The organism is Mesorhizobium sp. M0833, assembly GCF_040319905.1.
Taxonomy (GTDB): Bacteria; Pseudomonadota; Alphaproteobacteria; order Rhizobiales; family Rhizobiaceae; genus Mesorhizobium.
On record NZ_JAMYOQ010000018.1, the window covers coordinates 73,844 to 86,968 of the forward strand.

11 protein-coding genes are annotated in these 13,125 nt (G+C 62.4%); 4 read left to right on the plus strand and 7 right to left on the minus strand.

Annotated features, from left to right (window positions below; genetic code table 11):
* Both NKH98_RS20645 and dhaK read left to right on the plus strand, forming a co-directional pair.
* The gene (locus tag NKH98_RS20645) at window positions 1–423 is read left to right on the plus strand and encodes a hypothetical protein (protein WP_352479842.1); all 423 of its coding nucleotides are present in this window, start codon (window positions 1–3) and stop codon (window positions 421–423) included.
* 26 nt (window positions 424–449) lie between these two features.
* On the plus strand, window positions 450–1,436 hold the full coding sequence (dhaK, locus tag NKH98_RS20650) for a dihydroxyacetone kinase subunit DhaK (protein WP_352901086.1): 987 nt from the start codon (window positions 450–452) through the stop codon (window positions 1,434–1,436).
* Window positions 1,437–1,719: 283 nt separating this feature from the next.
* On the opposite strand, the gene NKH98_RS20655 is transcribed toward dhaK, so the two are convergent.
* Complete coding sequence (locus NKH98_RS20655; protein ID WP_352901089.1) at window positions 1,720–2,517, minus strand: DUF2259 domain-containing protein; 798 nt, start codon at window positions 2,515–2,517, stop codon at window positions 1,720–1,722.
* Between the two features lie 172 nt (window positions 2,518–2,689).
* Between NKH98_RS20655 and NKH98_RS20660 the strand changes: the two genes are divergently transcribed.
* Both NKH98_RS20660 and NKH98_RS20665 read left to right on the plus strand, forming a co-directional pair.
* Window positions 2,690–4,597, plus strand: coding sequence for a propionyl-CoA synthetase (locus NKH98_RS20660; protein WP_352901092.1), 1,908 nt, complete (start codon window positions 2,690–2,692; stop codon window positions 4,595–4,597).
* A gap of 129 nt (window positions 4,598–4,726) precedes the next feature.
* A complete protein-coding gene (locus NKH98_RS20665) occupies window positions 4,727–5,491 on the plus strand; it encodes a metallophosphoesterase family protein (protein ID WP_352901095.1) in 765 nt (254 codons plus the stop codon).
* A gap of 16 nt (window positions 5,492–5,507) precedes the next feature.
* Here the strand turns inward: NKH98_RS20665 and NKH98_RS20670 are convergent, their stop codons facing one another.
* From NKH98_RS20670 to NKH98_RS20695, 6 genes are all read right to left on the minus strand, one after another.
* Window positions 5,508–7,928 (minus strand): polysaccharide biosynthesis tyrosine autokinase, encoded by a 2,421-nt coding sequence (locus tag NKH98_RS20670; RefSeq protein WP_352901098.1) that lies wholly within the window; start codon window positions 7,926–7,928, stop codon window positions 5,508–5,510.
* Window positions 7,929–8,077: 149 nt separating this feature from the next.
* Window positions 8,078–8,974, minus strand: coding sequence for a UTP--glucose-1-phosphate uridylyltransferase (locus NKH98_RS20675; RefSeq protein WP_352649782.1), 897 nt, complete (start codon window positions 8,972–8,974; stop codon window positions 8,078–8,080).
* Between the two features lie 70 nt (window positions 8,975–9,044).
* The gene (locus NKH98_RS20680; RefSeq protein ID WP_352901101.1) at window positions 9,045–9,995 is read right to left on the minus strand and encodes a glycosyltransferase family 2 protein; all 951 of its coding nucleotides are present in this window, start codon (window positions 9,993–9,995) and stop codon (window positions 9,045–9,047) included.
* Window positions 9,985–10,935, minus strand: a complete 951-nt coding sequence (locus tag NKH98_RS20685) for a glycosyltransferase family 2 protein (protein ID WP_352901103.1) — start codon at window positions 10,933–10,935, stop codon at window positions 9,985–9,987. The genes NKH98_RS20680 and NKH98_RS20685 overlap by 11 nt, the downstream gene beginning before the upstream one ends.
* Window positions 10,935–11,927, minus strand: coding sequence for a glycosyltransferase family 2 protein (locus NKH98_RS20690; RefSeq protein ID WP_352901106.1), 993 nt, complete (start codon window positions 11,925–11,927; stop codon window positions 10,935–10,937). Before NKH98_RS20690 ends, NKH98_RS20685 begins: the two co-directional genes overlap by 1 nt.
* Window positions 11,928–11,938: 11 nt before the next feature.
* Window positions 11,939–13,111 carry a glycosyltransferase family protein gene (locus NKH98_RS20695; protein WP_352901109.1) on the minus strand — a complete coding sequence of 391 codons (1,173 nt, stop codon included), beginning with the start codon at window positions 13,109–13,111 and terminating at the stop codon, window positions 11,939–11,941.
* Window positions 13,112–13,125 lie beyond the last annotated feature (14 nt).

The following is a 13,125-nucleotide window of genomic DNA, read 5'->3' on the forward strand; positions in this document are numbered from 1 at the left end:
ATGGCAGACAAGGCGTCGCAATCCGGCCCCGAAGAGGCGATCCGCGCCTACAAGACGATCCTGTCACAGGTGATCGACCAGCGCCCGTCCGGCATGCGCCAGCGTCTCGCCGACGCGCTTGGCAAGCACCGCAGCTTCGTCACGCAGATTTCAAGCCCGGCCTACTCGACGCCGATCCCGTCGAAGCATTTGCCGGCTATCTTCTCCGTCTGCCATTTCAGCCCGGTCGAACGCGACCATTTCCTTGAGGCCTACCATCGGGCTCATCCGGGAAAGATGTCGCTGGCCGCAGGCATGCGCAAGACACGTCATGTCTCGCTGATCGTTCCCGATTTCGGCGACGACAAGCAGAACGCGGCGCTCGACCGGGCGGTCAACGATTTCATCCAGAAGATCACCAGCATCGCCGGCAAGGGCAGCTGACGCTGGGCTATTTCGGGAGAACAGCCATGAAGAAATTTCTGAATTCGGTCGATACGGTGCTGACCGAGGCCCTCGACGGCTTCGTTGCCGCGCATGCCGATATCCTGGCGCTTGGCGAGGAACACAAATTCATCCGCCGCAAGCTGCTCAAGCCGGGCAAGGTGGCGCTGATCTCCGGCGGCGGCTCGGGTCACGAGCCGCTGCATGGCGGATTCGTCGGGCACGGCATGCTGGATGCCGCCTGCCCCGGCCAGGTATTCACCTCGCCGACGCCTGACCAGATAATGGCGGCGGCCGAAGTCGTCAATACGGGCGCCGGCTGCCTGTTCATCGTCAAGAACTACGAGGGCGACGTGATGAATTTCGACATGGCCGCTGAAATGTCGGAAGGCGTGATGCAAATCGTGACCAATGACGACGTCGCGGTCGAAAACTCGTCCTACACCACCGGCCGGCGCGGCGTCGCCGGTACGCTGGTGGTCGAGAAAATCGTCGGCGCGGCGGCCGAAGAAGGCATGCCACTGGAGCCCTTGAAGGCGCTCGGCGAGCGCGTCAACGGCGCGACGCGCTCGATGGGCGTGGCGCTGACCAGTTGCACCGTGCCGGCGGCGGGCAAGCCGACCTTCTATATCGGCGACGGCGAGATGGAGTTCGGGGTCGGCATCCATGGCGAGCCCGGAAGGCGGCGTGACACATTGAAAAGCGCCGATGCCATCACCGACGAGATCTGTACCGCAATCCTGGGTGACCTGGGCGACGGTGCCAGAGGCCAGGCGCTGCTCTTCGTCAACGGCTTTGGCGGCACACCGTTGATGGAGCTTTACCTGATGTATAACAGCGCCCGCAAAATCTTCGAGAAGCACGGCGTCACGGTAACCCGGTCGCTGGTCGGGTCCTATGTTACCTCGCTCGACATGGCCGGCTGTTCGATCACGCTGAGCATGCTCGACGACGAGGCGGCTGTTTGGTGGGATGCACCGGTACATACGGCCGCGCTGCGCTGGGGCATGTAGCGGCGGAGAATGCCCCAGAAATAGTCGGTGATAGGACCGACATCGGCAACGCCGCGTACCGTCAGACAGTTGCCCTCCTCACCCTGCGTAAGATAAAGAATCTGCGGGTTTGGGGAGTTCGAGGATGCGTTACAATTGGGATCGGGCGCCGACGGGTTTCGAGCGCCATGGAAAGATGCTGGCAGCCGCCTTGCTGATCGCCGGCGGGGTCGGACTTATGCTCGCTGCCCTCCCGCTTTAGGGGCAACAACTCGGGTAGCGGACTACTTCTCAGCGCGTTGCCTCAGTGCACCCGGCCTGTCACGGCGAGAAAACGGCGGTCACGCCCTTCAAATCCATGGCTGAAGCGCTGTACGAGCACGACAACCACGCCCGCTTTGGCGTCTGGGGTGAAGGCATAGGATTCCGACAGGCTATAGGAGGTCGGGCAATTCCTCGAACTGGGTACGGCCTTGTCCTCGTGCAACACCGTGATCGGATGGCCGTCCTGGCTCTGCAGCGTCAGGCGAAAGCCGAGCGCCTTGCCGGTCGTCTCGCCCTGCTGCGCCCCGTCGAAACTCGCTGAACAATCCGCCGTGCTATCGGCAAGAATCTGCTCGAGCTGAATGGTCGAGATGCCAAGCTCGTCATAGGTCGGCGAAAGCCATTGTTGCGAAACCTGCTCGAGGCGCGCAATGTCGTTGTAGGCGACCATGTCCTCGGGAAAGGTGAACTTGTCGAAGCCAGTCCGTTCGCCACGCGGCGCTATGTAATATTTGGCCAGCAAGGGCGCCGCCTGCCCCGCGGCCTGTGCCCTCGCCTGCGCAAGTGTCAGCGTCGAATCCTCCGTCTCGTCGACGATGAGGATCGGCTTGCCGCCGACAAACTGATCGGTGCGGGTGTCGATGATGTCGATCTCCGACCAGCCCGAATCCGAAGCACCAGCGTCGAGCGTGCCATACTGCTCGAAGGCGAAATAGTTGCCGTCGGGCGAAAAGCCGATGATACGCCGTGCCGCCGCATCGCCGGCCTGAGCAGCTGAAGCGAGCCCCACAGCCAGCGTCGCAACCGCGGCAAATCCAAGCTCGTATCGCAGTTTCATCGCGCCCTGCCCCCAATGTCGAAAATTCGGCCGATACCAGCCCCGCAGACCACGACGACCTTGCATTTGCGGCCGAATTAGAACGACAGCAAACGAAACGCACAAATACATGGTTACACAAACCAGCATACGCTATTTCAAGGACAGCAAACATTCCTGGGGAGGAAGCTGGATGGCGTCACGCTACCACGAGGTTTATGACGGCTGGAAACGCGACCCGGAAAAGTTCTGGGCCGATGCCGCGGGCGCTATCGAATGGTTCTCGCCCTTCGAGACCGTGTTCGACGCCAATGCCGGTGTCTATGGCCGGTGGTTCAACGGCGCTTCCTGCAACACCTGCTTCAATGCCGTCGACCGCCACGTGGCGGGCGGCCGTGCCGACCAGATCGCGTTGATCCATGACAGCGCGATTTCGGGCACAATCAGGAAATTCACCTATGCCGAGTTGAAGCGCGAGGTGGTCGCGCTGACCTCGGTGCTCAAGAATCGTGGCATCCAAAAAGGCGATCGCGTCATCATCTACATGCCGATGGTGCCGGAAGCAGCCTTCGCCATGCTTGCCTGTGCGCGGATCGGCGCCGTGCATTCGGTGGTCTTCGGCGGCTTTGCCTCGCATGAGCTCGCCACCCGCATCGACGATGCCAAGCCGAAGCTGATCATCTCCGCTTCCTGCGGCCTGGAGCCAGGGCGCGTCGTCGCCTATAAGCCGCTGCTCGACAAAGCGATCGAGATGTCGCGGCACAAGCCCGAAGCCTGCCTCATCCTGCAACGCGACCAATTGCGCTGCGAGTTCAGGGAAAATCACGATATCGACTATGCCGACGCCGTGGCGCGTGAGCGGGCCGCCGGCGCCAATGTCGACTGTGTTCCGGTGCTTGCCACCGATCCGCTCTACATCATCTACACGTCGGGCACGACCGGCCAGCCGAAAGGCATCGTGCGCGACAATGGCGGCCATATGGTCGCGCTGAAATGGTCGATGGAAAACGAGTTCGGCGTCAAGCCGGGCGAAGTGTTTTGGGCGGCTTCCGACGTCGGCTGGGTGGTCGGCCATTCCTACATCGTCTACGGCCCGCTGCTGCATGGCTGCACGACCGTGCTGTTCGAGGGCAAGCCGGTCGGCACCCCCGATGCCGGCACCTATTGGCGGGTGATTGCCGAGCACTGCGTCGTCGCGCTGTTCACCGCGCCAACCGCCTTCCGCGCCATCAAAGGACAGGACCCGAAGGGCGAATTCGTCCCAAAATACGACCTGTCCAAATTCCGTACTTTGTTCCTCGCCGGCGAGCGCGCCGATCCGGAAACCATCAAATGGGCGGAGCAGAAATTGAACGTGCCGGTGATCGACCATTGGTGGCAAACCGAGACCGGCTCGCCGATGACCATCAACCCCGCCGGACTGGGCCTGCTGCCGGTCAAATACGGCTCGCCCGGCGTGCCGATGCCCGGCTATGACATCCGCGTGCTCGACGATGCCGGGCACGAGGTCAAGCGTGGTACGCTTGGCAATGTCGTGGTGAAATTGCCGCTGCCCCCCGGCTGCCTGCCGACGCTGTGGAATGCCGACGAGCGGTTTCGCCAAGCCTATCTCGAGGAATTCCCCGGCTTCTACAAGACCGCGGATGCCGGCATGATGGACGAGGACGGTTATCTCTATGTCATGGCCCGCACTGACGACATCATCAATGTCGCCGGCCACCGGCTCTCGACCGGCGCCATGGAGGAGGTGCTGGCCGCGCATCCCGACGTTGCCGAATGCGCCGTCGTCGGCATTGCCGATGCGATGAAGGGGCAGGTTCCACTCGGCTTCGTCGTGCTGAATGCGGGCGTCGACCGCGATGCAGGGATCATCGAGAGCGAGGTGGTCACGCTGGTGCGCGAACGGATCGGCCCTGTCGCAGCCTTCAAGACGGTAGTGACGATCAAGCGCCTGCCGAAGACGCGCTCCGGCAAGATCCTGCGCGGCACCATGCAGAAGATCGCCGACAAGGAGGAATGGGCCATGCCGGCGACGATCGACGACCCCGCCATCCTCGACGAGATCACCGCAGCACTGAAGGGCCGCGGCATCGGCCTGTAAGAACGCCGAAGCCGAGTTGCGTTCGAAGCTCCGGTATGGAACGACCGGTGCCAGACATGGTATCCACGCGCTGCGTCGCCATGTTGTTTCGAGATCGAGGCGCATTCACAGCCATACGGGACGCCATTCGTGACCTTGTTCCAGCGATCGAGAAACACCCGGACCGCGGCGCGCCAGCGGCTCGAGATCGATATCCGGGACTCAGTCGTCTACGCGATCGGCGACGTGCATGGCTGCTATAAGGAGCTTCGCTCCCTGGAGCAGAACATTCTGCTCGATTCTGCGTCTTTCGAGGGACGCAAGCTCATCATCATGCTTGGCGACTACGTCGATCGTGGTCCGCAGTCGGCGCGCGTGCTCGATCATCTGCTGGCGCCGCCACTCCAAGGCTTCCAGCGTATCTGTCTTGCCGGTAACCACGAAGTCGTGATGCTGAACTATCTCGACGGGATCATTTCGAGAGAGTCGTGGCTGGCGATAGGCGGCCTGCAAACGCTGTTTTCCTACGGCGTCGACCCGGAGCGCATGGCCGATCTCTACGGTTCAAACGAGGAGGTCGACGGGCGCATTCGAGAGATCATTCCCGCCGACCACGTCAGTTTCATGCGTGCGCTGCCGGTCATGGTCTGTTCGGCGAGATTCGTATTCGTTCATGCCGGCATCAGGCCGGGCATCGACCTCGCCGCACAAGACGAGGACGACCTGCTCAACATCCGCTCGGAGTTCTTCGAAGCCGCGCATCTTCTTGACCGCTATGTGGTGCACGGGCATACGCCGGTCGAGTTTCCGAAGCTCGAGGGACGCCGGCTTGGCATCGACACGGGCGCCTTCCAAAGCGGCCGGCTGACCGCAGTCAGGATCGCCGACAAACGCGCCAGGCTGATATTTTCCTGAGCGCGATATCCGTCGCTCAGGCGGCCGCCTTTGTGCGCGCTTCCGATTTTTCCAGATAGTAGCTCGAATATTTGTCGAAGAATCTTTCGGAGCCGCCGATTGAGCCATACTTGGCCAGTTTCTTCAATTCGACCTTGTTCAGAACCGCGCCGACGATCTTCTTGGCGATATAGGGTTCTGAGCTCAGCACGGACTGCACCATTGCCCGCGGCGTGCGTCCCCACTCGGCGACCAGCACGAAACCGTCGACAAGCGGGGCGAAGGCCTTGGCGTCGACGACTGGCCCGAGCGGCGGCAGATCGACGATGATGTATTCGAAAGTTTCCTTGGCATTGTCAATGAAGCGCCGCATGCCGGCCGAAGACAGAAGCTCGCTGGTGTGCGAAAAATGGCCACGCAGGACGGCCGGGATGATCGCCAGCTTGGTCTGCCGGTCGATCTTGCCGACCGACTGCCAGGTCCGCCCGCTCACCACCGCTTCCATCAGGCCTTGCTCGGCCTCCATGCCAAGGCTGCGGCTGAGGCCGGGGTTGCGCAGGTCACCGTCGATCAGCAGCGTTTTCGATCCGTTGGCCGCAAGCAGCCCGGCAAGATTGGCGGCAACCGTCGACTTGCCTTCGCCGGGCAGCACCGAGATCACACCAATGACCCGGCTGCCCTGGCCTTCCATCACGACATCGAAGGCGATCTTGGCGTTGCGCAGCGTCTCGGAGAACATTGACGCCGGTGCATCGACGGTTACCCGCATGCGCGCACGTTTTTCGGCTGCCGACAATGTCTTGGAGGACTGGGATTTGGAGGACTTGGCGGTCCTGGTTTCGGCGGCCTTGACGTCGGCCTGACCGTCGTCGCGCTGGTCGTCCTTCCCAGCCTTGCCGATGACCGGCAGGTAGCCGAGGAATTTGAGGCCGACGCGGTCGCGCACATCCTCGCCGGTCCTGAAGAACCGTTCCCTGAATTCATTCAGGCCGCCAATCCCAGCCCCCATCATTATGCCAAGCGCCAGCGAAAGCCCCAGCACGATGGCCGTCCGCGGGGTTGCGGCCGACTGCGGCATCGTCGCATCGGAGATGACCCGGATCTTGCCGACCGGGAAGGATTGCTGCTGTGCAGCCTCCTCATAGCGGTTCAGGAATGTCTGATAGAGCGTCGAGAGCGCCGTCGCCTTCTGCTCCAGTTCACGCAGCTTGACCTGCGACTGGTTGTCGATGGAGCTCTTGCCTGCCGCCAAGGCGACATTTGCGCGGAGCGCGGTCTCGCGCGCCAAAGCGACCTCGTATTCGTTGCGGTAGCTTTCGGTGAGCTGCTTCAGCTCGCCGAAAATCTGCGCCGATATGTCGGCCTTCTCCTTGGCGAGCGCGACGGCCTGCGGATGTTGCGGGCCGAAATTGGCTTCGACATCCTGCTGCCGCTTGGCGACGGTGAGATAGCGGTTCTTCAGCGTCGTAATGACCGAGCTGCTCGGCTGGTCGTTCGATATCGCAGCGTCCTTGAACGCATTGTCCGAGCCGCTTTCGACGATCGACTTGTACTGCTGATAACGGGCGCCGGCACGTGCGGTATCGGCCTGCGCGACGATCAGCTGGGTGTTGAGATCGGACAGTTGCTTATCGCTGATCAGCTGGCCGTCATTGACGGCCAATCCATGTTCGGCCCTGAACTTTTCGACCGCCAGTGCGGCCGCCTGGGAGCTCTCACGAAGCTCCGTCAGCCGGCCTTGCAGCCAGACCGCCGCCCGCTCGGTCGCGTCGAAGCTGGCATCGAGCTGATCGGCGAGATAGGCGTCGGCATAGGCCTTGGTGATGGCGGTCGCAAGCGCCGGATCCGTCGCCTGGAAGGAGATGCTGATGACAAAGCTTCGGCCGATCCGCTCGGCGTCGAGTTGGTTCTGCAGTTTGAAGATTGCGTAGTCACGGGGCGACGACGATGCGGTGATCGCGTCACGCGTCGCAGCATCAAGCTGAGTGACGTCCGTCGTGCTAGCGGCGCGCTTGGGGCGGACAGACTGGATGATACTGCGTACAAAGCCTGCGACCTTCGACAGAGCCGACGTCGGAGGGTTCATGAAAGCGTCGTTCTGATCGAGCTTCAGCTTGTCGACGACCACCCCCGCCAGCCTGGCCGACTGCAGAATTTCGATCTGACTCAGAACGGCGGAGTCGGTCTGCATGCTGACCGACGCCGCCGAAATGTCGTCGACGACCTTGTTCAATCCTTCGTCGATCAGCACGCTGCTCGTCGCCACATAGGTTGGAGGCGTCGTCTGCAAGTAGAGGACGCCGAGAAAGAGACCGATGACGGCACCGGCGGCAACCACTTTCGCCTGCCGCGCGGCCATGCCAAGCAGGCGCTCGATGTCGATGAAGTCTTCGGCGTTTGCCGCACCCGAAGCCGGCAATGGCGTCCTCTTCTCGACAGGAAAATTGGCATAGTTCATCTTCGGTCCAATTCTAGTTTGCAGGCGCTACCGCCTCGAAGGTCGGGACATAGGGTGCAAACCTTGCGCCGGACAGTGCGCGTTACGCGCGGCGCAACGGCCTGTCCTGCGTCATCAGCCGCACTCACAATGCCTCAAAAAAATGGACATTATGCGGCTTCTTCCCGACGCTGATGCGACCGCACGAATTCCTGCAGCATATCGAAGATCTGGCCCTTCATGTCCTCCCGCGCTAGCGCGAAAGCGATATTGGCCTGGATAAAGCCCTCCTTCGAACCGCAGTCGAACATGCGGCCGTCGAAAGGCTGGGCGAAGAAGGCTTGCGTCTGTGCGAGGCGCACCATCGCGTCGGTCAGCTGGATCTCGTTGCCGGCACCGCGTTGCTGGCTGCCCAGCAGCGAGAATATCTCGGGCTGCAGGATGTAGCGGCCGTTGATGTAAAAGTTCGACGGGGCGTTGGCCGGAGCCGGCTTTTCGACCATGGCCGTCACCTCGAAGCCAGTGCCGACATCCGCGCCGCGGCCGACAATGCCGTATTTGCTGGTCTCGGTCGGGTCGCAACGCTCGACGGCGATGACGTTTGCGCCGGTCTGTGCATAAAGATCGGCGACTTCGGCGAGACAGCCGCGCCCGCCAAAGGACACCATGTCCGGCAAAAGCAATGCAAAGGGCTCGTCGCCGATGACTTCGCGCGCGCACCACACGGCATGGCCGAGGCCCTGCGGCGACTGCTGGCGGATGAAACTTGTCGCGCCGGCGACGGGAAGCAGGCTTTCGAGCGCTTCAAGCTGCGCCTTCTTGCCGCTCTGCTCCAGGGTTCCGATCAGTTCAGGATGCAGGTCGAAATAGTCCTCGATCACCGCCTTGTTGCGGCCGGTAACGAAGACGATGTGCTCGATACCTGCCTCGAACGCCTCATCCACCGCATATTGCACGACAGGCCTGTCGACCACCGGCAGCATTTCCTTCGGCATGGATTTGGTCGCCGGCAGGAACCGCGTTCCAAGCCCTGCCACCGGTATGACTGCCTTCCTGACTTTTTTCATTGCATATTCCTTCTGATCGATTTCAACCCGTCGCAGGCGGCGAAAACTATCTTCATTCGCCCGCAGCCCTTCACCTCCCCGCCACTACGGCAAACTGTGCCGCTACCCTTCGCAGCCGGACGGCGATCGGCATGCTCATATGCCGGACCGCCGCCGGATCGCTGAGCGCCGTCCATATCGCCTTGAGCGGGGACCGCGCCTTGATGTGCTGAACCAGCGACAGGAATGATGCCGCCCGCCGCAGGCTGCGGGCGCGCCTGGCAAACGCCGCCGCGGCCGCAGCATCCATGGAATGGGTTCCGGCGAAGATGGCATCGGCCCTGCGCATCGCCTCGACGTGATGAAGCTCTAGCACCCGGGAAATGGAGCCGGTGCGGATGTGGTAGACATAGCCCGTCGTCGGTTCGACGACGCATTTGCCGCCTTTGGCCAGAGCATTGGCCAGGAGGATATAATCTTCGCCGATGATCAAGCTTTCATCGTAGCGGAGCCCGTTTTCGTTCAGGAACCGGCGCTGGAAGATCGGCTTGAGATAGCCGAGATTGAATCTCGATTCGAAGACCACATTGCCGGCGATGTAATCCGCCAGCGAGATTTCACCGAGCCCTTCCAGATAGTCGGCCGGGAACATCGTGTCTTCGGCAACGCCATCCTCGCGAACGACCTGCAGATTATCGACCGCGATCTCGGCGCCCGCCTTCTCCGCGCGTTCGATCATGGTGCAGATTCGCCCGGGATAGACCGCGTCGTCGGAATCGAGGACCGCGACCCACCTGCCGCGGGCAAGTTCAAGGCCGGCGTTCCTGGCGCCGCCGGGGCCACGGTTTTGCTCAAGCGCGACCACGCGTACGATGCCTTCGGGGTAGGATCTCGCCAGATCGAGCGTCCGGTCGGCCGACCCGTCGTCGACGACGATAACCTCGACGCTGACATTGCGCTGGGCAATGGCGCTGGCGATCGCCCGATCGATGGTCGCCTCGGCATTGTAGGCGGCAATCACGAAGCTCACGTCAGGCTGCACGCTTGCCCCCTTGCTGCGGCGAAGACAGGCCGTATTGGCGGATTTCACGAACCCCGACGAGGCCGCTGACGACGCCGACATGCATAATGCCGCGAAGCAGGCTGCGGTTCCGGCGCACGGGGTCGATGGCGACCGGAATTGCCGACAGGAAACTGTAGGCGGCCTTTGCCGTGGCAATGCCGACCTGCTTGAGCCGGGCAAGGCCGTGTACATTGCGCCCCAGAAGATGACCGTGCGTCTGCCCGACGCGGAACCGGCGGCGGCCGAGCCAGTCGAATGCCGCCCTGGCAGGTGGCACCGCTTCGTCGACCCAAGCCTCCGGCGAAAAGGCGATGCGGCCGCCGGCCTTGACCATCTGGTCGAAGAATTCCGTATCTTCGCCACCGGTCTGGCCACGTGCCAGGCTGAAGCGCCGGCCGCGCAGGCTCTCAGCCCCAATCCTGAGCAGGACGTTGCAGGTATAGCCGGTGCGGATCTCGCCGCGGACCCAGATCGGTAGGGTCGAGTGGAAATCACCCTTGCGCATCCAGGCGGGCGCATCCGCCCGGTAACGGGCTTGCACCGGCCCGAGAACGGCCGCAGCACCAGTTGCTTCCGCCGTCGCCACCAGTTCGGCAAGCCAGCCGGCGGTGACCGTCTCGTCGTCGTCGATAAAGGCGACGAAATCCCTCGCACTGGCATCGAGGCAAGCGTTGCGCGCGATCGAGATGTTGCGGGCCGGGGCGTGCCGGTAGGTCACCGGCAGCTTCAACTCGGCCGCCAGCCTGGCGACCAGCGTTTCGGCCGTCGGCGTATCGTCGTTGTCCGCAATGATGACACCGACGTCGAATCCCACGGGCATATCCATGGCCGCTATGGAGCGAAGCGTGTCGGCAAGCTCCGGCCGGCGAAATGTGCAGATGCAGATATCGATGCTTCGATTTTTTCTGACCGGCTCCATCACGCTACCTCGCGCTGCGGTCGCGGTGCGAGCAGTTGCAGCCAGAAACCGACCGACCAGCCGAAATGCATAACCATTGCCGAGACCCCGGCAAGCGCAATGTCGGGTTTGCGCTGGCTGACGGCGGTCCAAAAGCCGTAGCCGAGGCAGACCGACGCCCATAGCAAAAGCGGCACGGCCGCCAGCCAGTGGACGAAGGAAAAGGCGGCGAGAAGAACCACGGGGAATACCAGAAGCGGCACCATTTGCCGGATCTTCGGGATCATGCGGTGCTTGAGAACGTTCTTCGCCCGGCCACGGCCATAGCCGAGATACTGAAAATAGAGGCCCTTCAGCGAGGAGCGCGGATAGTAGACCATCTGCGTCTTGCCGGTCATCCAGATGCGGTAGCCGGCCTGGCGGAGCCGATAGTCGAGTTCGGCATCCTCATTGTGGCTGAACGTCTCGTCATAGCCGCCGACCGCGGTGAAGGCTGATATCCGCATCAGCGCATGGTGGCCATGATCGACCCATTCCCCCGCCGAAAGGTGCCGGTGCTTGGAGCCGCCGGTGCCGAGCCTGGAATTCTGCGCCGCTGCCGCTGCTTTCTGAACCATGCCGCTGCCACTGGTCAGCATCGAGACGACGACCGAATCCGCGCCGGTGGCCTGCGCTTCGTCGATCAGCCGGTCGCAATAATCCGCGGGATAGCCGCCGTGCGCATCGATGCGAATGAGATAGTCGACGCCTTCCCCGAATCTGGCGACGGCGAGATTGATCGCCGCGCTCTGCAAGCGCTTTTCATTGTGCAGCAGGGTAACCCGCTGATCTTTTGCGGCGATATCCGCGACGATCGTCCTGGTGCCGTCCGTACTGCCGCCATCGGCAACGATGATCACGGCGCCCAGCCTCTCGGCCGCAGGGCGAAGCTCTCGAAGCAATGCGCCGATATGGGCCGCTTCGTTCAGGCACGGCACCACGATCATGCAGGATGGAATGTCGGTTTGCGTCATCGGCAGTCCTTCTATGCCAATGCTTCGGCAGCATATGGACCGGGAGCCGCAGTCAGCCCGCGGAGCTTTTCGACAAACGCCCGGCAATCGGCGCGGTCGTGGCTCCAGGTGCGCGGATTGCGGGCAAGAACACGCGCCCTCAATGTCTCGAACCGATGCTGCTCCATCGTGCCGACGGCGGCTTCGAGCGCCTCGGGCGTGGCTTCTGACAATAGAACCCCGATGCCTTGCCGGTCGAGGAACCGGCCGGTTTCGGTGGTTCCCATCGAAATCGGCACAGCTCCGAAGCGGCAGCCTTCATAGAGCCGGTTCGGCAGCAGCCATTCGGAGTTCAGGCCCTGCTCAAAAAAGTCGATGGCCCAGGAAAAGTGAACCTCGTGGTAGATCGCCGCCATGTCCTCGGGATTGCGGTAGGGCCCGCCAAACGACAGCCAGGGTTCCGATTGAACAAAACCATGGAAATCGGGAAATTCGGACAGCGCCGGCCGGCCTCTGAGGACGATTTCAAAGCGGCCGTCGAGGCGGCGCGAAAATTCGGCCAGAAGCTCCAGGGAGCGACGGCAGCGGAGCGCACCGAACCAGCCGATCCGCCACGGCGGCGCAACGGGATTCTCCGCCGTAATGCGGTCATCCAGCGAAGCTGCGGCCGGCTCGAAATGCTTGTTTTCGAGCAGTTCGACCGGAGCGGCAACCTGTCCGAACGGCTTGAAATAGTTAGCGATGAAGGCCGGAGAGCTGGTCACCAGAAGCTTCACATCCCTGGCTAGGAAGCGTTCCGCACCGCGCATCGCCCAGCCCAGCGAATCGTCGCGAAGCAGCAGGCGATGGATGTCCAGGCACTCGTAGACGATCGGCACTGTTGCCTGGAAAGCCGACCTGGCGCGGCGGGCAAGCGCCAGCATTTCCAGATTGCGCGCGATAATGAGGTCGGGCCGTGGGATTGAGCCCAGCTTCGAGCCGGTCGAGACCACCGCCTTCATGATCGCGGCCAGACGTTGGGCGAATCGGCCATCACGAGTCGGGCCGAGATCGATCGGCTGCAAGCCCTCGACATCAGCAACTGCGCTTGCCGTACGACGAAAGCCCGCCAGCGTAACCTGGGCGCCGCCTGCCTTGAGCATTATGATCCGCCGGCGCACTGCCGGGTCGGAGACGTCGTGTACCAAGTACAAGACATGCAGCATGAAAACTCGACCGC

Excerpts from the sequence above, each read along its gene's own strand:
- NKH98_RS20660 (WP_352901092.1), top strand. The coding sequence starts at position 2,690 with ATGGCGTCACGCTACCACGAGGTTTATGACGGCTGGAAACGCGACCCG.
- NKH98_RS20685 (WP_352901103.1), bottom strand. The coding sequence starts at position 10,935 with ATGGAGCCGGTCAGAAAAAATCGAAGCATCGATATCTGCATCTGCACA.
- NKH98_RS20675 (WP_352649782.1), bottom strand. The coding sequence starts at position 8,974 with ATGAAAAAAGTCAGGAAGGCAGTCATACCGGTGGCAGGGCTTGGAACG.
- NKH98_RS20655 (WP_352901089.1), bottom strand. The coding sequence starts at position 2,517 with ATGAAACTGCGATACGAGCTTGGATTTGCCGCGGTTGCGACGCTGGCT.
- NKH98_RS20695 (WP_352901109.1), bottom strand. The coding sequence starts at position 13,111 with ATGCTGCATGTCTTGTACTTGGTACACGACGTCTCCGACCCGGCAGTG.
- NKH98_RS20670 (WP_352901098.1), bottom strand. The coding sequence starts at position 7,928 with ATGAACTATGCCAATTTTCCTGTCGAGAAGAGGACGCCATTGCCGGCT.
- dhaK (WP_352901086.1), top strand. The coding sequence starts at position 450 with ATGAAGAAATTTCTGAATTCGGTCGATACGGTGCTGACCGAGGCCCTC.
- NKH98_RS20690 (WP_352901106.1), bottom strand. The coding sequence starts at position 11,927 with ATGACGCAAACCGACATTCCATCCTGCATGATCGTGGTGCCGTGCCTG.
- NKH98_RS20645 (WP_352479842.1), top strand. The coding sequence starts at position 1 with ATGGCAGACAAGGCGTCGCAATCCGGCCCCGAAGAGGCGATCCGCGCC.